Genomic DNA, 25,411 nt, shown 5'->3' with positions numbered 1-25,411 from the left:
CGGGTGGGTGTGCCACCGCTCCGCTCTGTCACACCCTTAAATGCCACCTGGCCCAGAAAATAGGACGCCTCGGCCCTGGCACGCCCCTTGCGATGCCCTTGCCAAGCGGGTTTTCCGTGGCACATCTCGAAAGGGGAACATCATGAAAAAGGTTCAACAAGGCTTTACGCTGATCGAACTGATGATCGTCGTCGCGATCATCGGCATTCTGGCGGCGGTCGCGCTGCCGGCTTATCAGGATTACACGGTCCGGGCGCGAGTTACTGAAGGGTTGGGGCTCGCTTCGGCAGCCAAGGCAGCGGTTGCAGAAACATTCGTCAGCCAAGGCGCCGTGACTGCAGCCACGTCCGGATGGACGTGGAGCGGCTCGACTGACAACGTTACCACCATCGCGATCGAAGACGGCACGGGGGTAATCACGATTACCTACGCCGCGGCAACGGGCGCAATGAGCGGCAACGACATCACTCTAACGCCGACGGTTGGGGGCAGCGCGCTGAATGCTGATCCGGTGCCTACGGGCAACATTGAGTGGGCATGCGCGGTCGACGATGCTGCTCGAAATGGCCTCGTCCCGGCTAACTGCCGCATCTAAACACGAGATCGATTTCCTAGCTTTCCTCTAGGAGTAAAAGAGACCGCCGCGGCGGTCTCTTTGCTTTTGGGCGTCTCGCGCGCCTCACACCTCCTGATCCACGCCCACCAGCGCCGGCGCGGGCCCCTCGATCACCCCGCCCCGCACATACACATGCTCGCCCACCGCTGCCTCGCCGCGGGCGTGGATCGTTGCGCCGTCGACGAGCTGCACGGTGACGCCGTCGGTCGTCACGGCGGTCACCTGGCCGGCGTCGAGGGGGGCGCCGGCGACGAGGGCGAGGAGGCGCTTATATGGGTTCCAGCTCATGGGTTTCCACCTTGATCGTCTGCCAGAGGTCGGGGAAGCGCTGCTCGAGCTGCACGGCGCGGGTGAGGCCGAGGTGCGTGTTGCCGCCTTCGGTGTAGCGCACGAGCTTGCCGGGGCGGATGATGCCGGTCTCGGGGAGCACGGGTAGGCGCAGGCTGATGTGGGCCTGGCGGCCGGTGTCGGCCAGCACCGCAAGGCCGCGAGCGCGGGTCATTTCGGGGGCCGTGGCGAGCGGGTCGACGAGGGTCGGCGCAGTGCGGTCGGCGGCTGTGCCGGCGCGGCGGATGCGGTCGCGGCGGCCGGACTCGCCGCCGGTGACCCACACGGCGTTGTACGCGGGCTTGTCCTGCCACTCGATGCCTTCGACTTCGCAGACATCCTCGGGGAGGTCGATGTCGGGCGTCTGCGCCGCCCAGTTCCACGGCGCAGCCGGGTAACGCGGCAGGACGATCAGCGTCTGATCGCTGTCGTGCGCCTGCACGTAGCCGCCGCCGGCCTCGGCGAGGCGGGTCGCGGCGTCCATGTAGGTGCCGGTGTGGCTCCATGCGCCTGCAGGCACGAGCCAGTCGGCGATGCGCCAGTCGAGCGACCAGCCGATCGACACCCCATTGACCGTGAGCGCGTCGGCGAGGAGCTGCTGCGCGGTATAGGCTGCTGTGTTGTAACGGGTAGCGATCGGGGCGTGCGGGTCGGCGAGCCAGGCGGCGCGGCTGCGGCCGGAGATCCGCAGCATGGATGCACCGAAGCGGCGGTCGCGCGCCATGCGCTCGACGACGAGGCGCAGCGGCGTGCCGTTGAGGGTCGCGATCAACTCGACGTGCTCGCCGAGCGCGGGCGAGCGGACGAGCGGCATCAGCGACGCCGGCAGGTTCGCAGACCAGCCCCAGCACCAGCTATCGACGTCGAGCGAGGCGGAGAAAGTCTCGACCTCGACGGGCTCGCCGGTGTCGGCGCGGACGAGCGCGAAACTGTTGATCACGAGATAGACCTCACGGATGGGGATGACAACGGTGCCGGCGGGGGTGTCGCCGCATACCCACCCGAACAGCAAATCGGCGCTGGTCGGGAACGGCTGGCAGAAGAGCAGATCCGGCGCGACCTCGAACGGCTGCGGGGGCGGGGTGACGGGGGGGACGAGGACGTAACGCCCCGGGGGCGGACGGCGGGCGTCTTGATGCTCGGGCGCGAGCCAGCGGCCGGCGGGGAGCGCAGGGCCGTGGGCGGCGTGTTGCCACAGGCCGCTCGACCGGGCAGCGGTGAAGCGGCTCGTGCCGCTGCGGCGCAGGCGCAGCGCGTCTTCATGTTGCGCGGAGCGGCGGACGCGCAGGCCGGCCGCCTCTCGATGGCGCGCGAGGATTTGGCGGCGGGCGTGGATCGAGTCCTGGTGCGGGGCGGCGCGGTGCGCGCGGACTGCGCTGCCGTCAGCATGACGGGACGTTGCCGCGGTGCGAGTATGTCCGGCGTCGCGATGGTGCAGCGCCGCCTGCTCCCCGGCCGGGGCGCCGTCCTCATGCCGAACGGCTGCGCCGACGGCGAGCGGCGCGGCCTGGTCGTGTGGCGCTCGCAATGCGGGGGCCGGCGAGCGCTCAGCTTGCTGGTGCGGCGCCGCGAGGTTGTGGGCGAGCGGGCGCTCGGTGCGGCTATCCCATTGTGCGGCCGCCCGCATTTGCAGCGCGGGGAGCGACAACGCCAGGGAGATGCGGCGCACCCGCGCAACGCTCACGGCGAGCTGCAGCAGCGGCAGCCCGACGGCGAGCGTTGCGCGGACGACCGACGGGGATGGCGCCGACGACGCGCCGAACAGCAAATCACCGCCCGCCGGAGGCGGGTCGGCGAACAGCAGATCGGGCGTCGGCGCGTCGCTCATCAGTAGAACACGCCGCTGACGATGCGCACGTACCCGCCGGCGTACACCGCGAGTGCTTCGACCTCGATCGGCGCGCCGGACCCCTCTGCCCCCACCGGACAGCGGATGTGCTCGGCGCCGGCGCCGTCGAGAATCCGCGCCCACGCGATCGTGCCGGTCGTCGATACCTGCCCCTCAGGCGCAGGCTCGACGATGAGCGTGAGGACGGCGAGCGGCGCGGGCGTAATACCGAGATCCGGCGCGGGGTCGCCGACGGTGCCGAGCGGGTTTGTAAGCGGGACGGCGACGAGGTGCGGCTCGGCCGGGGTCTCGCCGAAAGCCGAGGTCGCGGTCGCGGCGTAGAACAGGACGGAGGCGCCTGGGGCGACGGCATTCAGCACGGCGGCCGTGCCGTTGAGGCGCCCGGCGGCGAGCGCTGCGGAGATCTCGACCGTCATGGCATCGGCTCGGCGTAGATCGGCGCGGCGATCACGGCGTTGTGCTCGCCGGTGTGGTCGAACGAACAGACGGCAAACGCGACGCCGAGCGCGAGTCCGATGAATTCGTACTCACCGGTTATCGGGTCGCTCCACGTTTCGAGCGCGGCCGGCGCGGCGTTGTCGAGGGCGTCGTTCAGCGTCAAACGCACGCGGCGAGCGACGGGAGAATTCGGTGATCCGGTCTTTTGGACTGTTCCGGCTACCCGCCCGGGGCCGGGCGGGAGGCTCGGGGGGCGCCCGTAGAGCAGGCGCGTGGTCGCGGGGCCGACCGACGGCGCAGGCCCATCGCGCAACAGGGAGGAGACGATGCGCGTGTCTGTGTGGTTCATCGCCACGGCCCCGTGACGTCGAAGAGCGCCTGTCCCGATTGCAGGGTGTTAGCCCCGCTTGTGTATGTCAGTGCAGACATGCCGACCAATCTTCTTCCGGGGCGCACTGCGCCGGCGTCGATCAGCTGAAAATCGGAAATCGGCCGGGTATGCAGGAGCTGCAGGAGCCCGGGCATGAGCCCGCGGATGGAGCCAGATTCCAGCAGCCATACATCTGACACCACCAGTGCATTGTCGGCAGCGTTTGGGTATGCGGCCCCGCCGAAACCGAGCCTGTCGGACAAGCCACTCCCAAACATCGTCACAGGTGCCTGCGATAGGATCTGATGATAGGGGCGCGCAAGCGCTTTATGACCTGAGGACCATAGCGCGCCGAGGAGCGCATAGCGCATGAACGAGAGCTGCGTCGCGGTAGACGGCGATGATGTCGACCCGCTGAAGTCGCCTCCAACGGCGATCGTGTGATAGGCATCGCCCGGCTTAAAAGTGACCGTCTCGCCAAAACACCCCGCGCTCCCACGCGACGGATCGGAGCCGATCGGAGAAGTGATGACGTACACCAGCCGATCGTCAGCAACGATGAACCAGGGCCGGGCGGCGGTGCCAGCCGTCGAGTCGTACTTGAGCCACCAAGAATCGAGAAACACGTTCTCGACTGTCGCGATGCCCGTCATGCCCTCGCAGGCGCGGATTTTCGTTGCCGCGGCATTACTGCCGGTGTTCCACCCGGTCACCGTATTGGTGTCGTCGACCTGAAGGTAATGCCGATTGCCCAGCGCGGCTCGGTACGCGCGTCGATTGGTGTCCTGGAACGCGATGCCCCATCCCGCCGGCGCGAGCTTCGCGGTGATGGCGCCGGTCGCGGCCCCATTCAGCACGCCGGGCGCCTCGAAGGTGATGGCGTTGGCGGTAATGGAGAGCACCCGCTTTTCTCCATTGAGCTCGGCGGGCGTCGCGCCGTCTACCAATGCGACCGTATGCGCAGTGAAACTGTGCCCGGTCGCGAACGTCATCGTGGCGACCCCATCGGCCACTACGAGCGACGAGGCGGAGACAAGCCCCCAACCGTTGATGAGGCACGCATCGAGAACGCCTACAAGACTGCCCGCGCTCGCGTTGAGCACGGGCGCACCGGGCATGTTGCTGTGAAACCATTTGACCGAGGTCGATAGCGGCATGGGGGACTCCTGGAGTTACGGGCGATCGACGTCGCCGCGCGCGAGCAGCTCCCACGCGTCGTCGATCACGGTGGTGGCGCCCTGCTGCACGGTGAGCACGGCCCAGATGGGCGGTTGGGCGCCGACGGTGTTGAGGCGGATGACGTTGCCCGCGCCCCAGCCGATGCCGAAGCCGAGTGCGCTGAGGCGGAAGTACGGAGCCCCAGCCGCGGGATTCATCGGCGCGACGTCGCTCGATGTCGGGCCGGTGTAGATGACGCCGACGTGCTCGCCGATGACTTCGATGCTGGTGGTGTTGGTCCAGCGGATAACCCAGCGCTCGGTAATTGCCCCGGCGTTGGTCACGACCGGCGGGTACTGCGCGTCGTCGTAGCTCGCGGTCGCAGCGCTGCCTTTGATGCTGTCGGACCACGTCCCGTCCCAAGTCAGCTGATCGAAGATGTGCGACACGCGGGCGCGCTGGTCGCCCAGCATCAGCGCCGACGAAACCGTCGAGCCGACCGGGAACAGGTGCGTGAGCGGGCGGGTGAAGGTCACGTCGCCGGAGATCTGCACGTCGGAGACGCGGACCATGTCCTCGACGCGGCCGGTGATCGTCACGGGCTGCGGCCAGCCGGTGGGGTCAATGATGGTGACGACGCCGGCGTCGAGATCGACGCTCCAGCCGGTGCCGATGCCGAGGCCATCCGCGCCGACGATCCGCACGCGCGACAGGCGCTCGGCGCCGAGGTCGATCACCTGCGCGGCGGTCACCGTCTGCGGCGCGAGGGAGATGTCGCGCCCGAAGACGGCGAATTCGCCGGGGCGGAAGATCGGCACGCGGCCGTCGGACGGCAGGCGCACGGGGTCGAGGCCGAGCAGCGTCGCGTCGAGCGGCAGATAGCTGTAGGCGACGGCGTTGTAGCGGATCGTGCCCGGGTCGACGGGCTCGGCGAAGGTCAGCGTGACGATGCCGTACTCGTAATTGACGGTGCCGCCGACGCCGGTGCCACTGACGACGCCGTTACCGTCGCTGGTGCCGGTGAGCGTGTCGCCGTCGGCGCTGGTGGCGGCAACGTAGAGCGAGGCCGGGCGCAAGGGGGCGGAAGCCGCTCGGAAGGTCGCGGCGATGGCGGTCCATTGCCCGTAGCGCGTGAGGCAGGCGAGGACGGAGACGGCGGCGGGCGTGTCGTCGGCCCAGTACGTGAGGGTCGCTCGGCCGGTCGTGTAGTCGATGCTGCCGCTGGCAGTCGCTGCGCCGGTTGCGCTGTCGGGGTTGGCATAGAGGGTGCCGGAGCGGTCGACGTAGATCGCACCCGCGGCAGACAGCACGACCGAGCCGGGTACGACGGCATCCGCAACGGTCGTCGTCAGGTCGAGCACCAGGCCGACAGTCCCCGGGGCGACGGTCTCGGCAGTCACGGCTTGCGGGTCGTACGCGGCGGTGTCGCGCTCGACCGAGAGGGCGCCGACGGAGAGGACCGATACCGTCGCGCCCCCGCTCTTCCAGGCGGGCGGCACGCTGTGGTCGATCGTGCCCGGCTCCCAGTATTTCCAGGTGACGGCGACGCCCGAGACGAGGGTCACGACGCCGGTCGCGGCGGCGAACGTGCCGATCGTCTGCGCCGCCCAAGCCACGACGCCGGCCGCGCCCGCCGCGATAACGACTGCACCGTCGGCGGTGATGTCGGCGGACAGCGTCAGCGTGGCGACGCCGGCGACGGCCGGCGCCTGGGCGAGCAGCGTGAAGCGGCCCGCGTTGCGAAACGGAGCGGTTCCCGGCACCGTGAATTGCCCGCCTGAGATCGTCGGGCTGCCCGCGGCGAGCAGGTCCGCTCCGTTGCGCCAGGTGTAGGCGTTGGACAAGTTCGCGGCGCGGTCGGGCGGCGCGGTGAATTCGAGTTGAATCGCGCCGGTCGCGTAGTTGATCGTGCCCGAAACACCAGTGCCGGTGATGGTGCCGTTGGCGGCGGCGTCGGTCGCGGTGCGCGGCGTGCCGCCGACGGGATAGGTGATCGTCAGCGACCCCGGCACGACGGGCGCATGTGCGAGGGTGTAGTCGAGGCGCAGCGCCGTGGCGGCGTCGCCGGTCTCGCCCGCTCGGACAGCGTAGTGCGCGGGCGACGCCCACGACATCAGGATCGCGGTGCCGGCGTCGGGCAGCGCGCCGACGGTGATGTTGAGCGTGCCGGTCACGTAGCTGACGGTGCCGGAGCCGTAGCTCGACTCCGAGCCGGTGAGCTGGCCCGCGCCGTTGTCGCGCAGCGTGTACCAGCGGCCCTGCGCCATGTAGCTGAACTCGACCGAACCGGGCGCGGGCAGCGGCAAGAGCGGGACGACCCAAACGTACGAGCGGTTTTCCGGGGTGACGGCGACCTGCTTTGTGTGTGCCTGCTGTGGGGCCGCGGCGGCAGGCCGGTAGGTGACGTTCGCGGTGCCGGATGCCGTGGGTGCGGCGGCGCCGAGCGCGATCTCGCCGGTGGCGTAGTTGATCGTCCCCACCTCGGTGCTGCCCGAGCGCACGACGCCGGCGCCGTCGTCGGTCAGCGTGTAGCCGCCGAGCGCGAGCGAGAGCGAGCCGGGGAAGCAACCCGAGCGCAGCACGAAACGGCCCCCCGCCGCGATTGCACCGTCCGTGCTGTAGCTGATCGGGCCGGCGGCCGCGGGCATCATCGGGATACGGTCGCCTGCCATCGGCAGATCGACGAGCGGGACTTCGGTCTGCGCGCTCGGCACGAGGCGGGTGAATACGCTGTCGAGCCGCGCAGAGAGGTCGCCGATATTTGCGGCGGCCGTCAGTTTCGCGGCGCCGTAATAACGCGCGGCGTCGGCGACCGTGGTGTCGCGGATCTTCGTGCCGCTGCTCGCGCGGGTGTAGAGCCGGTTCGGCGGCGAGCCGGCCATGTCCTGGCGCAGCGCGTCGGAGAGCTCGGCGGTGACGACCAAGGCGGGGTAATCCACGACATTGCCGCCGGCACTGTACGAAAACGTCTGCTCCACAGACGAGACGTTGATGATGCGCACGTACTGGCGCTTTTCGGCGGGGAGCGCCTCGTCCTGGACGAGGCACAGTGTGCGGCCGATCGGCGGCAGCTCCGTGCCCGGGCGCTGGAAGATCTGGATGCTGCGCTGGCCGGCGATATGGTTTTCGAGGAGGTAACCCGACCACTCGGGGCCGGCGAAGAGATAGGCCTCGACGCGGTTCGCGGCGTCCGATCGGCGATCGAAGTAGTCGCCGGTGCTGAAGAGGCTGACGGAGACGTTGGGATCGGCGGGCGGTTTCGCGATAACGATGTTGGCGCCGAGGAGCTGGTCGGTGTCGGGCGTATCCACGGACAGGAAGAGCTTCCGCAGGCGCACCCGGCCGCCGGCGCGGTCGGCCTCGGAAATGTCGGGGAAGATCTCGTTGCTCGCGCCGTCGACGATGACCGTCGCGGTCGCGCGACCGCCGCCCTCTTGCACGTCGTCCATCACCTGCGAGGCGCGGAACTGGATGTTTTCGGAAAGGATGGGCATGCGTTACTCGGTAACGGTGACAAATCGGAGCGTCGCCAGCACCCAGTCGGCGGGCAGCGGGTCGGCGTAGTGGACGAGCGGGCGGGCTTCGAAGGGGCCGCCGTCGTGGTGACGGAAGACGACCAGGTGCGAGGCACCGCGCAGGGCGAGCGTTATGCGCTGGCCCGGGGTGTCGGCCCAGGTCTGCAGTTGCGCCATGTCGGCGCGGGTCATCCAGGCGGAGCGGTCGTCTTCGTTGCGGAGCGTGATCGGGCGGCCGGCTTGGCGCAGGGCGTACTGGATGATCGGCTTGCCGGTGAGGCCGCGCGTCATCGTCTGCTCGGTCGCGGCCCAGGCGAATTCGTCTTCCCAAAGGAGATCCGGATCGAGCGCGAGGACGGTCGTGCCGACGGTCAGGGTGATGCTCATGAGGCCCTCGACATGTCGGCTTCGAGTTGCTGGAGCAGGCGCGTGAGCGCTTCGGCGTCAGCGCGCGAGGCGGTGTTGATGGTCGTCAGGCGGCCGGCGCCGGTGCCGATCTCGACGCGGAAGGTTTCGGTGCGGGGCGGGTCCTGCGGGACCGGACCGACGGTGCGGGGCTCGTTGGCAGCGAACCGCTTCGACTCGCGCTCTTGCTGGATCTGGAGCTTGTCGAGCTGCCCGATGGTGCGGCTCATCGCCTTCATGAATTCTTTGTACGGAACGGCTTGGCCATTGCGGAGGCCGGCCCACTCGCGCTCGATCTGCTTGCGCAGTTCGAGTCCGCCGAGGCGCTCGGCGCGGGAGAGGGTGGCTTCCTGGCCCCAGTCCATGCGGCGGTACGATCCGCCGCCGGACGAACCGCCTCCGCTGCCTGTCGACGACGCGCTGGCAGTCGCTGCCCCCGCGGCCTGCGCGGCCTCTTCCGCTGCTTCGCCGATGTGGGCGAACCGCGAGGCGGTCTCGTCGGCGGCGGCGCCGAGGGCGGCGGTCGCGCGGGCGGCTTCGCGCATCGACGTGACGACGGCCTTACCGGTGTTGTCAGCCTCGACGCGCAACCCGTACATCGCGGCTTCTGCCTTCAGCGCCTCCGACGCGATCCCGCCGTTCGCGGCCACCGCGCGTTCAGCAACGATGCGGAAGGCGTTGGTGAGATCCTGCGCGGTGGCGTTACCACTGTTCCTGATGATGTCGAAGTCGCGGCGCGCGGCGTCAGCGGCCTGTTTCAGCGACTCGCTGCTAGCGATGCCCATGCGCTTGAACGCCGATTCGACGCTAAACGCGGCACGGTTCGCCGCCTCGGCTTCCGCGTCGAGGACGTTTGCGACTTCGCGCGCCTTTTGCGCTTCGGCGTCCTTTTCGGTAACGAGCTTCTGCAGGGTTTCGATCTGCGTCTGCTTGGCGGCCGTGAGCCCGCCGGTCTGCGCGGCTTCGGTCTGCAGTGCGACGATTTGGCTTTCGATGACCGAGACTTCGGCCGCGCGCGCTTCGGCGACCTGTTGCGCAGCGACGAGGTTGTTGTTCGCCGCAGTCGCGCGCGCCTCGAGGACTGCGATCTCGTTGCCGGTGAGCTCGGCGTTCTGGACGGCCGCGGCGCCTTCGAGGCGTTTCGCCTCGGCCGCCTTGACCGATAGCGCCGTGTATCGCTCCGCGCCGGCGGCCGCCTGTCCGTACGCGTTATTGATCGCGACCCACGCGGATTCGGCTTGCTGCGCCTGCGTGCCGGCCTGCGCCGCCGCGGCGCCGAGCATGCGCTGCTGTTCGGCGGCAATCGCGGACTTGTCGTTTGCCGCGGCAACCGCTGCGGCATGCGCGTCGACCGCGGCCGTGTAAGCGCCCCAGTCGCCGGTATCCAGGGCGCGCATAAGCCCGCCCCACGACGCTTCGAGGGATCCGGCCCGGTCGCCCAGTCCGTCCACCTCGTCGGCGAGCCATGACAGGAAGCCGCCGGTGCGGTCGCGCTTGTCCTGGCCGGCGTCGAGTGCGCGGGTGATCGCGTTGGTCAGCCGGTTCCAGCCGGCTTCCATCCCGGACACTTTCTCCGGCCCGGTGACGACGAGCGTCTTTTGCAGCTCGCGCTGCAGCGCCGGCAGCGCATCCTCGGCGAGGAGCCGGCCCTCGCTGACCATCTTGATGAGCTGTTCGTTTGTCAGCCCGAGGCCATTGGCGAGCGCCTGCAGCGCGCCAGGCATCGCCTCGGCGAGCTGGCCGCGCAGCTCCTCCATGCTGATGACGCCCTTGCTCGCCATCTGCGACAGGGCCTGCAGCGCCAGTTCGACCTGGGCGGAGCTGCGGCCCATGCGCCCCATCGACGTCACGACGGCGTCGAACACGTCGCGCGTCTTCTGCCCTTCGAGCGCCGAGCCGCGGGTCGAGGCGGCGAACGACGTGAAGCCTTGGGCCATGCGCTCGAACGCGACGCCGTTGCGGTCGGCGAGCTCGCGCAACCACCCCAGCTGTTCGCGCGCCGACAGCGCGGGCGTGGCGATGGTGCCGAGCGCACGGCTCAGACGCTCAGTCTGAACGTTCGCATCGATCAGCGCGCGCACGCCCTGGTCGAGCGAGAACGCGGCGGCAATCGCACCGGCGAGCGGGCGCAGCTTCGTTGTAAGACCGTCAATGTTGGCGCTCGCGCGGCCGACCGATTGCGTGAAGGGATCGACGGCGCCGGACATCTCGCGCTTGAGCGCGTCGATCCGAACCTGTGCGCGTGCGAAGGCGCGGTCGAACTCGGTGCCGGAGACTTTGGCATCGCCCGCAAGGCGTTGCAGCGCCTGCTGGATGCCGAGGATTTCGGCCTCGATCGCATCAGACGAGCGGATGCCGATACTCGAAAACGCGTTGCTGACGCCGGCCGCGATTGCACGGGTCTGCGCGTCGTAGCGCTTCGCGGCGACTTCCGCTTCGGCATAGCCGCGTTTTTCGGCCGCGAGCTGCTCTTGCGCTGCCTGCGCCATCTTGGCCTTGGTCGCGGCAACGATGTTCGCCAGGCGCTGCTCTTCTGCCGCGTGTTCACGTAGCTCCCGCGCGCGCTCCTCCTCGGCTTCGCGGGCTTTCCTCAGGGATTCGGTTTGAGCGCCGATTGCGTCTTTTGCCGCATCAAGATCCGAGACGAGCTTTTGCTGTGCCTCGCCGAGATTTTTGACGTCGACGCCCAGCTCGGCGGCAGCAGCCCTGGCAGAGCCCAGAGCACTCTTGTTGCGATCCCACGCCTTTTCCGCCGCATTAAGCTGGCGGTTCGCTGCGCCGAGCTCCTTTTCGAGCAACCGCATCGCTTCGCGGTTGGCTCCCGCGCCCCGGGCATCGCCGAGCGCCTTGTCGAGCACTTCGACCTCGCGGCGAGCATCCCGGACGGCCGCATATGCGGCTTTGGCAGAGTCGATCGCGGCCTGCAGTCCGTCGATGCGAACTTGCTGCCGATCCAGGCGGCGGATTTCCTGCGCCAGCGCCTCGAACTTCGGGGCCGCATCGCCGCCTTCGGTCGCAAGCTTTTCCAGTTCGGACGCGAGCGCCGCAACCCCCTCCTTGCCGGAGGTTTCTGCGATCAGACGGAGTTTTGCGACGAGGTCTGCCATGGCGCGCGGTCGGGTGGGGACCGGCCCATGTTCGCGCGCGCGCGAAAGCCCCGGCAGGGGAAGTCCTTCCGGGGCCGGGTGGATTCAGGCGGGGTGATCAGGCGACAGACTCAAGCCCGCCGGCGGCGGGCTTTGATCTGGCGTCTGGCGTCAGGTCAGCTCGGGGAAGCGCACTTCGAACGGGCTCGTCTTGCCGGTCGGCGTCACGGTCTTGCCCTTCAGCGTGATCTGGCCGAAGTCCTCGGCCTTGAAGTCGAACTCGCCTTCGGGCGCGAGCACCGCCTCGAAGACTTCGCACTCGGCGTCCGAGCCGTCGACGAGGTTGCGCCCGTCGAGCAGCAGCCGGCAGCGCAGCTGCGCCTTCGTCGCGCCCTTAACCGTCGAGCCCGACACCGCGTTGTAGGCGCCGGAGACTTTCAGGCTCGCCGCGTCGGCGATCTGGCCGCCGGCGAGCGGACGGACCATGCCGAGGCGGTAATTGACCTCGTAGTCGGTGCCGTTCGTGTAGGTCGTGACGCCGTCGCTGCTCTTGACCGTGAAAGCCTCTGTCGCGAAGTTGCGCTTGCCGAGCGGGATCCAGTGGCCGAGCTTCGCGGTGATCGCCTGGTCGGCGATCGAACCGCTACCCTGCACGAGAGCCGCCTGCGTGCCCATGAACGCGAGCTTGATGTTGTCCGCGTTCACCTCGTCGAGGACGACCTCGATCTCGGGCGACTTCAGCAGCGCGACCGACGCGATGATCTGCCCGCGCGTGCCGCGGCCGCGCGATTCCTTTTCCTTCAGCTCCGACTGCGCGCCGATCGCGAACTTTGACGATTCGCCCATCGGCTTCCAGCTGTTCCACCAGGACTGCGTGTCGTCGTCCCAGACGTCGAAGAGGACGTCGCCCTCGCCGAGAAAACCGCGTGCAGTGCTCATTGTGTGTTGCTCCTCTTCAAAGCTTTTCGACCTGCACCGGCACCTGGGCGGCGAAGGTCAGGGGGAAATAGGCGAACCCGCCGGAAAACACTGGGCGCGGGCCGTTCGCGAGCTTGAGCGGGCGCATGCGATCGACGGGGCGCCAGCCCATCAGCGCGGCGAGCACCGGGCCGACGAGCTCGGCCGCGGAAGCGCGCAACACCGCGGGCCCGTCGCCGCGCTGGCTCGCGCCCTTGACGACCGCGACGACGATCCACGTCTGCTCGGTCGAGGCGGTGCGGCCGTTCTCGGATGCCTCGATGACGCGGTAACCGCCGTAGATTACGTGCAACGCTGGCGCGGTCTGGCTCCGGGCCTCGACGTCCGCGAGATCTTCGGCCGCGAGCACCGAGCGGGCCGCGGGCACGGTCGCCTTCAGCCGCGCGAGGATCAGCGGTTCGAGGCCGAGGAAGTCGATCGGCGACGTCACGCGAAGCCTCCCCCGAACACCTTGCGGCCCGGTTGAATGACTTCGGCGAGCGCTGCGCCCGCCGTGCCGTTGCTCGCGGCCGCGGCGCCTGGCAATAGCGCGCGCCCGGCGGCGACGTCCTTCAGCCAGCGCAGCGCGTCCTCGTAGCGCGTGCGCACCTCCTCGGTCACGCGCACCCCGTGCAGGCGGTAGCGCGCGACGTCACAGGCGACGGTGACCAGGTGCGCGGGCACTGGCACGACCGGCAGCGCGTAGCGCACGCCGAGGTACGCGTCGATCTCGCCGGCCGCGTCGGCGATCGCCGCCTGGGCGACCGCCTCGACGACGGCGCCGGTCCGCGGCTCGTCGCGGTCGGTGAGGTCGATCAGCTCGTCCTCGCCGAAACGCGCGACCAGGTCGGTGACGGTGGCGTAGGCCATCGCGTTACTCGTCGCCTGCCGGCATGCCGCCGGTAACGGCCAGCACGATCAATTCCGGCTCGGCGAAGAGCTGCAGGATCTCGTCGTCGCTGAACTCGTCGGATCGAACCTCGACCGCTTGCGGCCCCCACCGCCGACCGCAGCGGCGGAAGCCGTCCGGCGAGCGCGAGGTGACGCGCAGGTGGGTGACGTAGGACGCGATCGGGACGCCCTGTCCCGGCTCGCCCGCGAATTGCTCAACCGTGCCGGCGATCGACGCCCGTTCCCCAGCCTCCGCGATGCCAAGCCAGTCCGGGGCCACTTTCTCCGCCCCCGGCAGCAGGTCACCTTCCAGCGCAGCGACTCCGCCCCCCTCCGGGGGAGGATTCCCGGTCATAAGCGGCTGGGCGTCGGACTGATCGTGAGACGTGGGGGCGACAGCGCCAGCCGCCGCCCCGTCCGTCGACACGACCGCATCGTCTGCCTTCTCGGCTGCGGTTGTATTCGGGGTGCCGGGGTCCGCGCCCCCGGCTGCGCCCGGCCCGCGAAGTCGGCCGGCTTGGGTTGCTTTCGCCTTCATGGCTTACGCCAGCCAGGGCGACACGATCAGCTTCGCCGTGCCGCGCCAGACGTTCGTCGCGCCGCTGGCGTTGCGGTCGGCTTCGAGGAGCTCGCGCGCCTTCGCCTCGTTGCTGGGACCAACGACGAGATGCGTGCCGGTCACGCCGAGCGGCGAGCCGTCCGGGCGGAACTGGCCGGCGAGCTTCACGCGGGCCGCTTCGTACGCGGTTGCATCGAGCGCGACCTTCGCGCCGTACGCGAGCTGGTGGAAGCCGAAGCCGGCGTTGTAGCGCGCGTCGGCGGCGTAGATGTACGTGTTTTCTTTCTGCACCGACTCGTCGTCGATCTTCGGCGGGCGGAAGGCGGCCTTGCGGCGGTTCTGGAAGATCAGCGGCTTCATGTACGCGCGGCCGAGATCCATCAGGAACCACGGGGCGCCCGAGCCGCCGCCGGTGTTGCTCCAGCTCGTCTCCTTGCCGTCGCGATCGTGGCTGACGTGGTCGGCGTCGAAGAAGTACTGGCCGTCGAAGCCCTTCGTGGTGAAGCCGTCGGGCAGTAGGCCCCACACCAGGTCGTCGGGGTGACGCGCGACGATCTCGCCCTGCATCGCGAAGAGGTTGCTGTAGATGCCGAGCTTGTCGTCCTCGATGTTGTCGCGATTCACGCCGATCGCGTGCTCCCACGTCTTGTTCTTGAGCTGCGCGGTCGAGGCTTCGAGGTTGTTGATGACGCGCTGGCCGACCCATTCGCGCATGCCCGGGATGTCCTTCATCCAGCCGTAGTTCTCGGCGTCGGACGTGGACGGGATGACCATCGCGACCTGCTGATACGTCGACGGCACGGACTCGAAGCCGCGCAGGAACGCGGCGTTGAAGCCCTGGGCGAGTGCGGCGAGCGACTGCGGCGTCACCAGCATGCCGCCGAAGCCGACGAGCACGGCGCTCTCTGCGGGGGAGGGGCTGAGGCCGAACGCGAGCGCGAGCGCGACGACGACCAGCGAGGCGACCCACACGAGGGTCAGGCGGGATTGCAGTTTCATGTGCGAGGGCTCCGAAAGGGAAAAGCGTTACAGGCCGAGGCCGATCTGCACCCACACGCCGTCGGCATCGACGGCGACGATCTGGCCGGCGCGGCTGCGGGTGTTCGTGCCGCTGGTCTTCGCCACCGTCTGGTCATCGACGATGTAGCAGTCGGCGCCGACGTCGGCCTGGGCGATGGCATCGGTGTCGGCCGAGTTCGCGAACTTGAAGATGCCGCGGCGCACGCGCACGGCGGCGTCGCCGGCGGAGACGGCGGTCACCGTCTCTTCGGCGCGGCCGACGGCGACGAGGCCGGTATCGGTCGCGCCGGGCACGGCATAGCCGGCGTCGAGTACGACCAGCGAGCCCTGGTAGATCGTCGTCGAGGCGGCGACCGGGAAGCCGAACACCTCGCCGGAGCGCGAGGGGGTGTTGCGAGGTTGAGCGAGTGCCATCGTCGGTTACTCCTGCTTGCCCTTGGCGAATTCGTCGGCGGAGAGGTCCAGCGCCTTCATCACCGCGAGCGCTTCATCGCCGTTCGATTGCGTCGCGCCGCCGGGCTGCTTGCCCTGCGACTGCATGCCCTTCAATGCGGCTACCTGCGGCGCGGTCTCGACGTACGCCTTCAGCGCGGCGAGGTTGTTCTTGCCGAGCTCTTCGGCCCACGTCTTCTGAGCCGGCAGCAGCTTCCCGGCGGCGAGCGCGCCTTCGACGACGTCGGCGACTTCGCCTTCGGTCATACGCGCGGTGAGCGCCGCGACCTGCGTCTGCAGTTGCTGCATCGTCTCGATCGGCACGAACTTCGCGGGGTCGGGTTTGGCCGGGGCCGGGGCCTGCGCCTTGAGGGCAGCCACTTCGGCTTGCGCCTCGCCGGCCTTGTCCGCCTTGGACTTGAGCTCGGCAACGGCGCTGACGGCCGTCTCCTCGCTCGCGTCCTCGGGCAGACCCAGCGCGGCGAGCAGCTTCTTGAGCATCTCGTTCACGGGGTTCTCCTCTTCTGAGGGGTGGTGGAAAAGTGCGGACAGGGCGACGGCGCTCATGCCGTCGAGCCCCGGGTTGTTCGTCAGCGCGGCCATGCGCAGCGCCTGGACCTCGCCGGTCTTGTCGTCGAAGGCGAACACCGGCGACAGATAGCGGTACTCGCCGTCGCCGATCATGTTGCGGGCGCGCTCGGTCCATTCGACCTCGGTGGCGTACAGCCCTCGGCCTTCGCGCCATTCGAGGTTCGCGCCGTGGAACCAGCCGGCGGCGGGCGCGGGCTGGCCGTTCTTTTCGGCTAGCAGGGTCTGGTGCTCGTAGTCGACGACGAACGGCGTCGTGCGCGCGGCCGCAGCCTGGATGACGCGGGCAGCGGTCAGGGCGTCGAGCTTCCAGCCGGAGATTCCGGCCGGGCGGCCCGAGCCGTCGGCGGAACGGAACACGCCCGCGGGCAGGAGCTGAATCTCAGCGCCGGCGGCGGGCAGTAGGACGGTCAGGGAAGCGGTGCGGGTAGCCATGCCGCCGATGATCGGCGGCGGGGGGTGGGGCTAGGGAGGGGAAGGGGTTCGGAGAGTGCCGCTCAGTGCATCGTCTGCACTGCCATCCGCTGCTCCGCAAACTCGCGAAATGCGTCGGTCCAGCCGTCAAACTCAACAGCCTTGTCGGTGTAGTAGTTTGCGCGGGCGAAATGCTTGCGTCCGATTGCCGCCGCGGATGATACGACAGCGCAGACATAGCCAGGCCGACGCGAGATCTGGCGACGCAGGAAGAGCAGTTCCGCCTCCATGAGCCGCTCGACCGATGACGCGGCGATGACGATCAGCGGGTCGTGCTCACCGAGCACCGCGTCCGCCGTCAGCGACCCGGCCTCCTCCACGACCTCGTCGAGACGTAGGGAAACGCCGCTTTCCACAGCCACTTGAGATAGCAGTTCGACCACCCGTGACTTGAGGTCCGAAGCAGGCATCCGCTCGCGAGGGCGGCAAGCCGCGTGAACTCGGAGAGCGGCCTCGGCAACACGGAAAACTGCTTCGCCCACAGCGGCGAGAGATCCTACTTGCGCGACCAAGCTCCCGTCTTCCTCATCGAACTCGATGTCGCCCGCGGCTTCGAGGACCCGGTCCGGATCGGGCGCCGCCCCGTTCAGAGCAAGAGCGAGGAGCGTATCTCCGTTGTCATCAATCCGAAATCCGCCACTAGCAGGGCGCACACGCAGCACAAGGTCGTCATTGAAGTCGACGCCAAACGGCGTCCGAACGAGCAGCACTTCACCTTCCTCAGAAACCTCGAAGGCCCCGCACATTACTTGCCGCAGTTCTTTCGGACTCACAGCGCTAGCCCTCCAGCCGGACCCAAGGATATCCCGCACCGCTCACAGAACGTTTTGACAAGCCGCAGGCGGTCGGATTCCAGGCGAGGATCGAGTCGACCGTGAGACAGGTTGAACTCGATGGCGCCGGGTAACTGCCGATTTGTGAAGTCGCGCTCCTGTCTGCACGGGGTTAGCAGATGGACTGGCTTGTGACTCGGATGATAGTGGAGGGTTGCCAACGGATACAGCCCGTTTGCCCGCACTTCGAACAGCCAACCGTAAAAAGCGGTGTCAGCGAGCAGCGCGCCGTTACGCCACAAGAAGCACGATTGATAGCCGTCCCCGACGGTGAGCAGCTCAGTCGAGAAGAAGCGCTGGCCTCCGATCTGGTGGAGCGGCTTCGGTAGTCGCCCCCGCTTCAGAGGCTTAAAGGTGGGCGCAGCAACAAGGCGCTTCGGTCGGTGTTTGTGCGCACGGAGGGTTTTCTCATCCATGCCGTCGATTATGACAGCCGACAAACGGCGTTACTACCCCGTTACTTTCGGCTTTCTCCCCCTCGGTGGTACCTGCGCCTCACCTCACCCCATGAAGTCGCGCCACGGGCCTGTAAACGCGTCGCGCCGCTTCAGCCCCCGAGGGCCCCGAGCAAGTGCCGCTCGATGATCTCCAGCACCTCGACCTCATCCGCCTCAGACAGCCCGAGGAACGGCCGCGCCGGGATCGTGCCCTTCCTGTTCCCGAACTGATGCACCGCTGCGCCGCCGTCCCATTCGCCGGCGAACCGGTTCGTGCCGACCTCGACGCCCGCGCCGCCGTCGACGAGCTGCCAGGCGATGGTGTCGGCGAGGATGCCGGTATCGACCAGCGGCTTCTTGTTCATCGCGCGGGCCGCGCCCTTCGCGCCGAGTCGGCCGTCCTGGCGGAAGTTCTTGCCGTCGCGGTTCAGGTAGCTCTCGAACGTCGCCTGCGCGTTAGGCGCCCAGCGCGTGCCGTCGGGCGCGGTGCTGGTCGCGAAGCGCTGCTTCGTCGATTCCATCAGCACTTCCCCGACCTCCTTCATCGCGGGCGCCATGCCGGCGGGGCCGAGGGCGTCAAGGAGGCGGTTCAGCGCGGCCTGGACAGGCGCGCTATCGAACTCAATCGTGATGCGGTCGGACACGGTCAGCCTCCGAGCTTCGGCCCGACGTCGGCCCACAGCGCGGCGCCGAGGGCCGGGTCGAGCTTCTGCAGCTTCTGCTCGACCGTTGCGCGCAGTTCTCCGAGGCTCGCGCCGGGGGCGTAGGCCCAGCCCTTGTCGATGCCGGGGATGTTGCCGGCGGTGTCGCGCGCATTCCAGCCGGCGGGCGGCTCGGTGGCGTCGCCCTTTTTCGGGCCGGTGACGGCCGTGACGCGGCAGCGGCAGCCCCAGCCGTTCGGCGGGAAGTGCGTCTGCCAGAAGGGGTGGTCGTGCGGCAGCGTCAGGCGCATGTCGCCCCAGCGCTTGTGGAACGGGCGCGGGTGAAGCACCGAGTCGTTATGGACGTAGCGCCAGTACGGGCGGTGCTCGACCAGGTCGGCGGCGGTGAGTTGCGCCCAGCGGCCGGCGGCGTAGCTGGTGCGCAGGTTCGTTTCGTAGATGACCTTCGTGCGCCACGCTTCGCCGGCCTTCGTGCCTTCGCCCGTCCAGCCGCTCCAGCCGCGCCGCGCGACGAGCTCGCGGAAGTCCTTGCGGAAGGTTTCCAGTGTCGTACCGGTGGCGATCGCCTTGTCGACCGCCTCGCGCAGATCTTGCAGCAGGTCCGCCTTCATCGCGCCGGCGACGACGAAGGCGCGGTCGTGCGCGGCCTGCCAGATGTCGTCCCACGCCTCGGTGGGCAGGTTGAGCTTGTCGCGGAAGAACGCGATCTGCTCGTCGAACGGCAGCGCGAACACTGCCGCGATCGCGGCCTCAGCGGCCATCCTGCACCTCGCTGCGGCCGGCGAGGTGGATCGCGGACAGCGCTGTCGCCATCACGGCGACGAGCTCGTCGGCCGGCAGGTGGGCGTAGCGCGCGAACAGCTGCTCGCGGAACTCCTCGAGGCTGCCGGCGGCCGCGAGCATCGCCTCGATATCGTCGCGCCAGGCGGCAACGTGCGCTTCGGCCTGCGCGCCGAGCGCGGGCAGCAGACGGTCGGCGGGGTCACGGTCGCTGCCCGTCGTCAGCCGGGTCGAGAGCGCGGCAGTGGAGTAACGGGCGGTCAGCGCGGCTAGGGCTGAGTCGGCGGCGTTCGGCATCGCGGCCGGCGCTGCGCGAAACACTGCCTCGCCCTCGGCCGCCCGGGGGATGCGCAGCTTCTCGTGCACCCAGCTCACCGGGATCCGCGCGCCGCCCTGGGCGAGCGCCGGGAGCGCCTCGGCGTAGAGCTTCAGGTCTTCGGCTTCGCCCAGGTCGAATACCCAGCGCGGGCAGCGGCGATAGCTGTCGAGCCCGCCCTGGTTCAGCGCGATCAGCGGATAGACTAGGTCGCGCGTCAGCGTGCCGGCGATCTGGCGCGCGTCGGCGATGAGGATGTCGCGGCGCACCTCGGCGTGCAGGTCGGCGACGCCCGAGCCGAGCCCGGTCGCCTTCGCCTCGCTGGATAGCACTTGCCCGAGGATCGCCTTCGACTGCGCCCGGTCGGCCCAATCGACCATTTCGAGATGCGGCGTGCCCGAAGCGCTGCCGGTGATCTTCTGGATCTCGATCGCCATCTGCTCGGGCATGATCGCCCGCGCGTCGTGCCCCAGTGCCGTTACTGCACGCATCAGGCTCGACTTCTCTTCCGGCGTCGCAGTCTGCGGGTACTTGCCGACGATGATCGGCAGGCCGTAGGTTTCGAGGAACTCAGCGAAGTCGCCGACGCTGTACGCCTTGTAGAGGAACGGCCAGACCAGCACGCGGGAAAGGCCCATGCGGCCGAGGTAACCGGTTTTCGCCTTCACGTGCTGGTGCAGAATCCAGCCCATTGGGATCGGCTCGGCCCCGTCGCCGCTGCCGTCCTTCAGGCGCAGGTTGCGGCGCATCGTGTCGAGCTGAAACCACGTCTGCGGCCGTGGGTGGAATTTCGGTAGCCACTCCGTCCCCCAGCGCTCCCACTCGATCTCGATCGGCGCGAAGCCGTGGCCCACCGCATCCATCATCGCGAGGATCACGTCTTCCAGGTCGTCGACCACGTCTCGCAGGATCTCCTCGACCCACGCCGCGAGCTTTTTCTCCGCACGAGAGGCATTGGCCGGCGGCTCGATCGACCAGTCGAGCCCCAGCACCGCGCCGCGGCGCTTGTCGAACTCGCAGCGCAGGTGCGCGTCGCGGTCGGCCATGTCGTCGAACAGCTGGTGCTGCGCGACGATGTCGCCGGCGTCGGCCTCCTTCAGGATGCGCGCCGCCTTCGCGGGCGTGAGGCCGTCGAGCTGGGACTGCACCAGCTCGTGCTGAAGCGCCGCGACGCGCGCGGTCTGCGGCTCGCGCAGCACGCCGGTGTCGATGGGGTTGCCGTGTTGGTCGAGGATTTTCATGCAGCGGATTCCGGAGAGATCGGGAGGAAGCGAGCCTCGAACTCGTCGAGCTCCCGCACGTAGATCGTGTGCTCGTTGTCGTCGGGGCAGTAGATCGCGACCGTCGTGCCGCTGCGGGCGTTGGTGCAGTCGGTGCCGAATGCGAGGAGCCGATAGACCTTGCCGGTCTTGAGATGGCGGTACAGCATCACAGCGACTCCTCCTCGTCCCCCGGCGGCGGGGCAGCGGCGGCGACCAGCGCACGCACTGCTGCAACGATCTCACTGATTTCAAACTCGTGCCGGTTGTCGCCTAGCGCATGCCGAATACGATGGATGCCGTCCTCCCAGCGGTCTTTTCGAACGACCTTCCCATCGGCGCGAAACTCGTAATCTTCTGGGTCCGCGTCCCGAAACTCCGGCATGCGGAAATCCTGTTCCGTCACTTCTCTTCTCATCAAAACATCCTCCGCGACCCGAACCCGCCGAAATCCTCACCGCTGGCGCCCCCGCCGCCCCCATGCCGCGACACGCTCTGAAACCCGCCGATGCTCCCCATGCCGCTGGTCGCCGCCATCCACAACATCTGCAGCGCGTCCGGGCCGTCGTCATGGTCGGCTTTCGGGAAGTGGCGCAGCTGGTCGATCAGCGTCGTCTGGCTCGGGTGCAGCCGGATCAGGCCGTTACTCATGTGCGGCTGAATGGATTCGATGCGCAGCAGCTTGTCGGCGATCGGCTGCACGCCGCGCGCCGGGACGGGGATGCCGCGGGCAGCGGCGCGCTTCACCAGCTCCGAGTACAGGAAGGCCTGGAACTGCACGGTCTCGATCACCCACAGCAGGCAGCGGTATTCCGCCTGGTAGGCGATCACGTCTTCGATGATGCGATCGGGCAGGCGCTTCTTGATGCCGGCCTCGACCACGTCCAGGATGCCCGTCGAGCGGTTGAAGCCGCCGACCAGGAGCGCCGACGGGTCGCGGCTGGCGCCGGCCTTGCCGAGCGATGGGTCGCAGGCGCCGTAGAAGATCCAGTCGGCGAGCCGATTGACCCAGAACTGGATGACCTTCGCGAAGGGGGCGTTGTCGCCGGCGACCGGGTCGTTCTGGTACTCGCTGTCGAAGGTGTCGTGGCCGTCGCGGGCGCGGATCTTCATCAGCGCGAGCAGCGGGCGGGCGGCCCAACTGCATTCGGAGCCGGCCTCCATCGCGTCGCGGTGCTCCTGGTAGAACGCGTCCGCGGCGTCCTCGCCGTCGTTCCTCAGGCGCTCTTCCCAGCGCTCCCACAAGTCCATTCGGTCCGGCCACTTCAGCAGCGCCTTGAACTTCGCGGTGCGCCACATGCGGTTCGCGAGCGTGCGGTTCAGCACCGAGTCGTAGTGCAGGATGGTGCCGATATAGACGACGTCGAACTTCGCACCGGCGCCGCCGAGCGGCAGGATCGTCTTCGACACCCAGCTCTGCAGCTTGTCGCGCTGGTCCGGGTTCCTCACCTGCTCGTCGTTCTCGATGTCGTCGAGCACGGCCAGATCGGGCCGGTACGGACCATGCCGCAGGCCGCGCAGCTTCTTGCCCGAGCCCGCGACCTGCACCTTCGCGTCGTTGCGGGTAACGATCGTCCCGGCCTGCCACACGCGCCCCTGGCCGGTGACCTCCGGGAAGTCCATCTGCAGCCGCGGGTTGAACTCCAGCTCGGCCTTGATCGCCTCCAGCATCGGATACGCCTGGTCGATCGAGTCCATGACGATCACCGGGTAACGCTTGCGTCCGGTGACCAGGCACCACAGCACGAAGAGCTGCGAGACCAGCGTGGACTTCGCCTCTCCTCGAGGAGCGGCGATCGCGTCGGTCTCGCTCTTGTCGCTTGCGACGATCTCTGGCAGCCGCGCGAACAGGTAGTCGTGCAGGCGCGAGCGGTGCGGGCTGCGGACGTAGTGCGGGAAGTAGGTCCCGACGAAGAAGCCGAAGTCGGCGTGCGCCTGTTTGCGGCGCTTTTGGCACTCGGCGGGGTCGGGGTCGAAGCCGGTGACTTCCGCCTCGATCCGGGCGCGGAACGAGGCGGCGAGGTTGGCGAGGTCGGCGAGGAAGGTTTTACGGGTCGAAGTAGCCATCAGGACAATCTCCCGACAAGCGAATTTCGAAGCGCCACCGCGACACGTGTCACAAGCCCGAGTCCTGCAGGGATTTTCGCTACAAGTTCTCCGTCATAGACTGCCCATGCCATTTTCCTGACCCGGTCCTTGGCATCCTCAGGGCTCGTGGCCTTGATTTCCACGCTCCAAAAGGCTCCCTGGTGCCGGTAGGTGAAGAGGTATGTTTTGAACCCGTCATCACTATTGGAGGTCTGCATGGCGTATCACATCTACAAAGATTCGGTTGGTCATTGGCGCTGGTACTTGTCCGCCGGAAACAACCGGAAAATTGCCAATTCCGGCGAGGGCTACTTCAACAAGTCCGACTGCCTGGCAGCGATCAACCTGGTGAAGGGCTCCGGCGCTACGCCAGTTTACGAAACCTGATTGCTTCGAAAGGCCCGGCCGCTTGCGGCGGGCCTCTATATGCCCTAGGGCGCGTCCTTCTCCAGTATCTTTGCCATGTCGGCATACGCCTGACGCTGCAGACGGCCGAACTCGTCCAGGATCGCGCGATCGGCGGCCGTGAGCTGCTTCTTCCAGTACTCGAAGAAGCCGGCTGCACCGCTCTTCGCAAAAACTTCCTTGTCGAGCTGCCTCGCCATCGACGCGTGAGCGACGATCGACAGCGCGCGCTGCGCTGCTGCGGAAACCTTAGCCATACGCCCTCGCAATCTCATCCCCGAACGCTTCAATCTGCTCCACGAATTCCCCGGCCAGTGCCGGCTTGCGCTTCGAGATGAACTCCCCGAAGCGCTTCAACACATCCATCGCGATTGCGAGCTTGTCGGTCTCCGGCATCAGCCGTTTCGAGACGCTCATCAGCTTGTGATACGCATCGGCGAGGCTCGCGAGCATCTGCACCTTCGTCGCCGGATCCATGTCGGGCGCGGCCTGGATGGATTCGACGGTGGCCTGCACCTGCTGCACGACGACGGCGAGCGTCTGCCGCACGACGTCCTCGATGCCGCCCCCGGCGATCATCTGGGCGCTGCGCGCCTTGTCCCAGTCGTCGCCCGCGTCCTTCGCCTCGCGCTTCCAGCGCCGCGCGGTCGCGACGGGAACGCCTTCCTTGACCGCGGCGACTTCGAGCCCGAGCTGGTCGAAGACGTAGGCGCCGCGGACGGCACGGCGGGTGTCTTCACCGTGCGCCATCGTCGGCCTCGGTTGTGATCCGCATCGGGACGGTGAAATTGACGCTGACGTTCGCGTGGCGGATCGCCGAGGCGATGTCGAAGAGCCCAGCCACCAGCGCGAGGGCGATCAGGAACGCGCCGACATTATTCATTGCAGCTGCCCCGGCTCCGGCCGCTTCACGCCCGGCACCTGGGCGCGCCCGAGGACGACGTCGGCGCCGCGGTCGCCGAGCGTCGCGACGTCGTTCTGCCACGCGATCAGCCCTTGCTCGGCGAGCCACGCGCAGTCGGTCGCGAGGCGGTCGAGGCTGACTGCATAGCCGACGAGCGCGATCTGCTCGCGCAGGCCGCGGGCCGGCATCATGTAACTCGGCGCGACCATCAGCGCGGCGAGGATCGCGCGGCGGCGGTCGACGGTGACGATCTGTTCGGCGGTGTTCATCGCATTCCTTTTTCGGCGATCTGCGCGAGGATCAGGCGCAGCGTGTCGTTCATGCCCTTCATCTCGCCGGCCATCTGGCTGACGGCCTGCGAAGTCGTGTTGATCTTGTCGTAGAGCTTGCCCAGGTCGTCGTGCGTGGGAGACCGCTCCAGCCGCCCCTCCAGCCGCGCCAGCCGGCGGTCCTGCTCGTCGGCGCGGCCGTCGAAGTCGGTGCGCAGCTCCGAGAACTTCCGGTCGACTTCCTTGTTGCGATCGCCGTAGCGCACGTAGAGCCACAGCCCGGTCGAGGCGGCGGCGTTGATGAGGCTGCCGAGGACGGCAATGCCGAACTTGATCTCGTCGAAGCTCACCTGCGCGGCCCCTTGCGCTTCTCCAACATGCGCGCGCCGGTGTAACCGAGATAGCCGGAGCCGAAGAGCCACCACAGCTCCTCGGGCAGCGCGGCGAGCCACGCGGTCACGCCCGCGGTGAAGGCGGCGGCCGCCTGCGGGTTGAATACGTGCGCGATGCCGACCGGGATGGACGCGAGGATCATCACGTACATCACGTACATGAAGCTCGGCCGGGCGCGGCTCGTCCAGGGGTCAGCGCTGTTCGCCTCGGCGACGATCGCGGAGAGCTGCACCCGCACGGCGTCGAGCTCGCCCGCCTGACGCGCGCGATAGAGTTCGAGCTCGGCCGCGGCACGCTGCGCGGGGTCGGGAATCGCGCGCTTGAGGATCTCGCTGCCGAACTCCAGCACCCGGTCGAGGACGGGAATCGCGATCGCCATC

At 68.3% G+C, this 25,411-nt stretch carries 30 protein-coding genes; 2 read left to right on the top strand and 28 right to left on the bottom strand.

Annotated features, from left to right (window positions below; translation table 11 throughout):
* Nucleotides 1-142: 142 nt before the first annotated feature.
* Nucleotides 143-595: a pilin gene (locus tag ROZ37_RS01635; RefSeq protein WP_312656962.1), complete on the top strand. Its 453-nt coding sequence runs from the start codon at nt 143-145 to the stop codon at nt 593-595.
* An 84-nt stretch (nt 596-679) separates the two neighbouring features.
* Here ROZ37_RS01635 and ROZ37_RS01630 read toward each other — a convergent pair whose 3' ends face one another.
* The 22 genes from ROZ37_RS01630 to terL form a co-directional block, all read right to left on the bottom strand.
* The gene (locus tag ROZ37_RS01630) at nt 680-904 is read right to left on the bottom strand and encodes a hypothetical protein (RefSeq protein WP_312656961.1); all 225 of its coding nucleotides are present in this window, start codon (nt 902-904) and stop codon (nt 680-682) included.
* Nucleotides 885-2,771 carry a hypothetical protein gene (locus ROZ37_RS01625; RefSeq protein ID WP_312656960.1) on the bottom strand — a complete coding sequence of 629 codons (1,887 nt, stop codon included), beginning with the start codon at nt 2,769-2,771 and terminating at the stop codon, nt 885-887. The genes ROZ37_RS01630 and ROZ37_RS01625 overlap by 20 nt, the downstream gene beginning before the upstream one ends.
* Nucleotides 2,771-3,208, bottom strand: a complete 438-nt coding sequence (locus ROZ37_RS01620; protein WP_312656958.1) for a hypothetical protein — start codon at nt 3,206-3,208, stop codon at nt 2,771-2,773. Before ROZ37_RS01620 ends, ROZ37_RS01625 begins: the two co-directional genes overlap by 1 nt.
* Nucleotides 3,205-3,399, bottom strand: coding sequence for a hypothetical protein (locus ROZ37_RS01615; RefSeq protein WP_312656956.1), 195 nt, complete (start codon nt 3,397-3,399; stop codon nt 3,205-3,207). Before ROZ37_RS01615 ends, ROZ37_RS01620 begins: the two co-directional genes overlap by 4 nt.
* Before the next feature lie 176 nt (nt 3,400-3,575).
* Nucleotides 3,576-4,757, bottom strand: coding sequence for a hypothetical protein (locus tag ROZ37_RS01610; RefSeq protein ID WP_312656955.1), 1,182 nt, complete (start codon nt 4,755-4,757; stop codon nt 3,576-3,578).
* Between the two features lie 15 nt (nt 4,758-4,772).
* Entirely contained in the window at nt 4,773-8,252 is a 3,480-nt protein-coding gene (locus ROZ37_RS01605) for a hypothetical protein (protein ID WP_312656954.1), read from the bottom strand.
* A 3-nt stretch (nt 8,253-8,255) separates the two neighbouring features.
* Entirely contained in the window at nt 8,256-8,660 is a 405-nt protein-coding gene (locus tag ROZ37_RS01600) for a hypothetical protein (protein WP_312656953.1), read from the bottom strand.
* The gene (locus ROZ37_RS01595; RefSeq protein WP_312656952.1) at nt 8,657-11,785 is read right to left on the bottom strand and encodes a tape measure protein; all 3,129 of its coding nucleotides are present in this window, start codon (nt 11,783-11,785) and stop codon (nt 8,657-8,659) included. The genes ROZ37_RS01600 and ROZ37_RS01595 overlap by 4 nt, the downstream gene beginning before the upstream one ends.
* Before the next feature lie 150 nt (nt 11,786-11,935).
* The gene (locus ROZ37_RS01590; protein ID WP_312656951.1) at nt 11,936-12,703 is read right to left on the bottom strand and encodes a hypothetical protein; all 768 of its coding nucleotides are present in this window, start codon (nt 12,701-12,703) and stop codon (nt 11,936-11,938) included.
* Nucleotides 12,704-12,719: 16 nt separating this feature from the next.
* Nucleotides 12,720-13,172 (bottom strand): hypothetical protein, encoded by a 453-nt coding sequence (locus ROZ37_RS01585; protein WP_312656949.1) that lies wholly within the window; start codon nt 13,170-13,172, stop codon nt 12,720-12,722.
* Nucleotides 13,169-13,591, bottom strand: coding sequence for a DUF1320 domain-containing protein (locus ROZ37_RS01580; RefSeq protein ID WP_312656948.1), 423 nt, complete (start codon nt 13,589-13,591; stop codon nt 13,169-13,171). The genes ROZ37_RS01585 and ROZ37_RS01580 overlap by 4 nt, the downstream gene beginning before the upstream one ends.
* Before the next feature lie 4 nt (nt 13,592-13,595).
* Entirely contained in the window at nt 13,596-14,150 is a 555-nt protein-coding gene (locus ROZ37_RS01575; protein ID WP_312656947.1) for a hypothetical protein, read from the bottom strand.
* Nucleotides 14,151-14,153: 3 nt separating this feature from the next.
* A complete protein-coding gene (locus ROZ37_RS01570; protein WP_312656946.1) occupies nt 14,154-15,170 on the bottom strand; it encodes a Mu-like prophage major head subunit gpT family protein in 1,017 nt (338 codons plus the stop codon).
* A 27-nt stretch (nt 15,171-15,197) separates the two neighbouring features.
* Complete coding sequence (locus ROZ37_RS01565) at nt 15,198-15,605, bottom strand: hypothetical protein (protein WP_312656944.1); 408 nt, start codon at nt 15,603-15,605, stop codon at nt 15,198-15,200.
* Nucleotides 15,606-15,611: 6 nt separating this feature from the next.
* Nucleotides 15,612-16,646 carry a phage protease gene (locus ROZ37_RS01560; RefSeq protein WP_312656943.1) on the bottom strand — a complete coding sequence of 345 codons (1,035 nt, stop codon included), beginning with the start codon at nt 16,644-16,646 and terminating at the stop codon, nt 15,612-15,614.
* Nucleotides 16,647-16,708: 62 nt separating this feature from the next.
* Nucleotides 16,709-17,458: a hypothetical protein gene (locus ROZ37_RS01555; RefSeq protein WP_312656942.1), complete on the bottom strand. Its 750-nt coding sequence runs from the start codon at nt 17,456-17,458 to the stop codon at nt 16,709-16,711.
* Between the two features lie 607 nt (nt 17,459-18,065).
* Nucleotides 18,066-18,599: a phage virion morphogenesis protein gene (locus ROZ37_RS01550; RefSeq protein ID WP_312656941.1), complete on the bottom strand. Its 534-nt coding sequence runs from the start codon at nt 18,597-18,599 to the stop codon at nt 18,066-18,068.
* 2 nt (nt 18,600-18,601) lie between these two features.
* Nucleotides 18,602-19,378 carry a phage minor head protein gene (locus ROZ37_RS01545; RefSeq protein WP_312656939.1) on the bottom strand — a complete coding sequence of 259 codons (777 nt, stop codon included), beginning with the start codon at nt 19,376-19,378 and terminating at the stop codon, nt 18,602-18,604.
* Nucleotides 19,368-20,954 carry a DUF935 domain-containing protein gene (locus ROZ37_RS01540; RefSeq protein WP_312656937.1) on the bottom strand — a complete coding sequence of 529 codons (1,587 nt, stop codon included), beginning with the start codon at nt 20,952-20,954 and terminating at the stop codon, nt 19,368-19,370. The genes ROZ37_RS01545 and ROZ37_RS01540 overlap by 11 nt, the downstream gene beginning before the upstream one ends.
* On the bottom strand, nt 20,951-21,142 hold the full coding sequence (locus ROZ37_RS01535; protein WP_312656935.1) for a hypothetical protein: 192 nt from the start codon (nt 21,140-21,142) through the stop codon (nt 20,951-20,953). The genes ROZ37_RS01540 and ROZ37_RS01535 overlap by 4 nt, the downstream gene beginning before the upstream one ends.
* Nucleotides 21,142-21,390, bottom strand: coding sequence for a hypothetical protein (locus tag ROZ37_RS01530; protein WP_312656934.1), 249 nt, complete (start codon nt 21,388-21,390; stop codon nt 21,142-21,144). The genes ROZ37_RS01535 and ROZ37_RS01530 overlap by 1 nt, the downstream gene beginning before the upstream one ends.
* The gene (terL, locus tag ROZ37_RS01525; protein WP_312656933.1) at nt 21,390-23,039 is read right to left on the bottom strand and encodes a phage terminase large subunit; all 1,650 of its coding nucleotides are present in this window, start codon (nt 23,037-23,039) and stop codon (nt 21,390-21,392) included. The genes ROZ37_RS01530 and terL overlap by 1 nt, the downstream gene beginning before the upstream one ends.
* 237 nt (nt 23,040-23,276) lie before the next feature.
* Here terL and ROZ37_RS01520 point away from each other — a divergent pair, with 237 nt between their 5' ends.
* On the top strand, nt 23,277-23,447 hold the full coding sequence (locus ROZ37_RS01520; protein ID WP_312656931.1) for a DUF1508 domain-containing protein: 171 nt from the start codon (nt 23,277-23,279) through the stop codon (nt 23,445-23,447).
* A 44-nt stretch (nt 23,448-23,491) separates the two neighbouring features.
* Here the strand turns inward: ROZ37_RS01520 and ROZ37_RS01515 are convergent, their stop codons facing one another.
* From ROZ37_RS01515 to ROZ37_RS01490, 6 genes are read right to left on the bottom strand one after another with little or no spacing between them, the layout of a single operon-like run.
* Nucleotides 23,492-23,722, bottom strand: coding sequence for a hypothetical protein (locus tag ROZ37_RS01515; protein WP_312656929.1), 231 nt, complete (start codon nt 23,720-23,722; stop codon nt 23,492-23,494).
* The gene (locus ROZ37_RS01510; RefSeq protein WP_312656927.1) at nt 23,715-24,215 is read right to left on the bottom strand and encodes a DUF1804 family protein; all 501 of its coding nucleotides are present in this window, start codon (nt 24,213-24,215) and stop codon (nt 23,715-23,717) included. The genes ROZ37_RS01515 and ROZ37_RS01510 overlap by 8 nt, the downstream gene beginning before the upstream one ends.
* Nucleotides 24,202-24,348 carry a hypothetical protein gene (locus tag ROZ37_RS01505; RefSeq protein WP_312656926.1) on the bottom strand — a complete coding sequence of 49 codons (147 nt, stop codon included), beginning with the start codon at nt 24,346-24,348 and terminating at the stop codon, nt 24,202-24,204. Before ROZ37_RS01505 ends, ROZ37_RS01510 begins: the two co-directional genes overlap by 14 nt.
* On the bottom strand, nt 24,345-24,638 hold the full coding sequence (locus tag ROZ37_RS01500; RefSeq protein ID WP_312656925.1) for a hypothetical protein: 294 nt from the start codon (nt 24,636-24,638) through the stop codon (nt 24,345-24,347). The genes ROZ37_RS01505 and ROZ37_RS01500 overlap by 4 nt, the downstream gene beginning before the upstream one ends.
* Nucleotides 24,635-24,988, bottom strand: a complete 354-nt coding sequence (locus ROZ37_RS01495; RefSeq protein ID WP_312656923.1) for a hypothetical protein — start codon at nt 24,986-24,988, stop codon at nt 24,635-24,637. The genes ROZ37_RS01500 and ROZ37_RS01495 overlap by 4 nt, the downstream gene beginning before the upstream one ends.
* A complete protein-coding gene (locus tag ROZ37_RS01490; protein ID WP_312656922.1) occupies nt 24,985-25,410 on the bottom strand; it encodes a holin family protein in 426 nt (141 codons plus the stop codon). The genes ROZ37_RS01495 and ROZ37_RS01490 overlap by 4 nt, the downstream gene beginning before the upstream one ends.
* Between the last annotated feature and the right edge of the window lies 1 nt (nt 25,411).

Origin of the sequence: Aromatoleum sp., assembly GCF_032027225.1 — a bacterium.
Classification (GTDB): Bacteria; Pseudomonadota; Gammaproteobacteria; order Burkholderiales; family Rhodocyclaceae; genus Aromatoleum.
Note: the sequence above shows the minus strand (reverse complement) of the source record. Positions and strands in the feature narration are given on the sequence as shown.

Coding starts and splice junctions, on each gene's coding strand:
- ROZ37_RS01625 (WP_312656960.1), bottom strand. CDS start 2,771: ATGAGCGACGCGCCGACGCCCGATCTGCTGTTCGCCGACCCGCCTCCG.
- ROZ37_RS01635 (WP_312656962.1), top strand. CDS start 143: ATGAAAAAGGTTCAACAAGGCTTTACGCTGATCGAACTGATGATCGTC.
- ROZ37_RS01600 (WP_312656953.1), bottom strand. CDS start 8,660: ATGAGCATCACCCTGACCGTCGGCACGACCGTCCTCGCGCTCGATCCG.
- ROZ37_RS01620 (WP_312656958.1), bottom strand. CDS start 3,208: ATGACGGTCGAGATCTCCGCAGCGCTCGCCGCCGGGCGCCTCAACGGC.
- ROZ37_RS01505 (WP_312656926.1), bottom strand. CDS start 24,348: ATGAATAATGTCGGCGCGTTCCTGATCGCCCTCGCGCTGGTGGCTGGG.
- ROZ37_RS01565 (WP_312656944.1), bottom strand. CDS start 15,605: ATGGCACTCGCTCAACCTCGCAACACCCCCTCGCGCTCCGGCGAGGTG.
- ROZ37_RS01490 (WP_312656922.1), bottom strand. CDS start 25,410: ATGGCGATCGCGATTCCCGTCCTCGACCGGGTGCTGGAGTTCGGCAGC.
- ROZ37_RS01540 (WP_312656937.1), bottom strand. CDS start 20,954: ATGAAAATCCTCGACCAACACGGCAACCCCATCGACACCGGCGTGCTG.
- ROZ37_RS01605 (WP_312656954.1), bottom strand. CDS start 8,252: ATGCCCATCCTTTCCGAAAACATCCAGTTCCGCGCCTCGCAGGTGATG.
- terL (WP_312656933.1), bottom strand. CDS start 23,039: ATGGCTACTTCGACCCGTAAAACCTTCCTCGCCGACCTCGCCAACCTC.
- ROZ37_RS01610 (WP_312656955.1), bottom strand. CDS start 4,757: ATGCCGCTATCGACCTCGGTCAAATGGTTTCACAGCAACATGCCCGGT.
- ROZ37_RS01575 (WP_312656947.1), bottom strand. CDS start 14,150: ATGAAGGCGAAAGCAACCCAAGCCGGCCGACTTCGCGGGCCGGGCGCA.
- ROZ37_RS01530 (WP_312656934.1), bottom strand. CDS start 21,390: ATGAGAAGAGAAGTGACGGAACAGGATTTCCGCATGCCGGAGTTTCGG.
- ROZ37_RS01535 (WP_312656935.1), bottom strand. CDS start 21,142: ATGCTGTACCGCCATCTCAAGACCGGCAAGGTCTATCGGCTCCTCGCA.
- ROZ37_RS01545 (WP_312656939.1), bottom strand. CDS start 19,378: ATGGCCGCTGAGGCCGCGATCGCGGCAGTGTTCGCGCTGCCGTTCGAC.
- ROZ37_RS01560 (WP_312656943.1), bottom strand. CDS start 16,646: ATGGCTACCCGCACCGCTTCCCTGACCGTCCTACTGCCCGCCGCCGGC.
- ROZ37_RS01595 (WP_312656952.1), bottom strand. CDS start 11,785: ATGGCAGACCTCGTCGCAAAACTCCGTCTGATCGCAGAAACCTCCGGC.
- ROZ37_RS01590 (WP_312656951.1), bottom strand. CDS start 12,703: ATGAGCACTGCACGCGGTTTTCTCGGCGAGGGCGACGTCCTCTTCGAC.
- ROZ37_RS01520 (WP_312656931.1), top strand. CDS start 23,277: ATGGCGTATCACATCTACAAAGATTCGGTTGGTCATTGGCGCTGGTAC.
- ROZ37_RS01580 (WP_312656948.1), bottom strand. CDS start 13,591: ATGGCCTACGCCACCGTCACCGACCTGGTCGCGCGTTTCGGCGAGGAC.
- ROZ37_RS01515 (WP_312656929.1), bottom strand. CDS start 23,722: ATGGCTAAGGTTTCCGCAGCAGCGCAGCGCGCGCTGTCGATCGTCGCT.
- ROZ37_RS01570 (WP_312656946.1), bottom strand. CDS start 15,170: ATGAAACTGCAATCCCGCCTGACCCTCGTGTGGGTCGCCTCGCTGGTC.
- ROZ37_RS01510 (WP_312656927.1), bottom strand. CDS start 24,215: ATGGCGCACGGTGAAGACACCCGCCGTGCCGTCCGCGGCGCCTACGTC.
- ROZ37_RS01630 (WP_312656961.1), bottom strand. CDS start 904: ATGAGCTGGAACCCATATAAGCGCCTCCTCGCCCTCGTCGCCGGCGCC.
- ROZ37_RS01500 (WP_312656925.1), bottom strand. CDS start 24,638: ATGAACACCGCCGAACAGATCGTCACCGTCGACCGCCGCCGCGCGATC.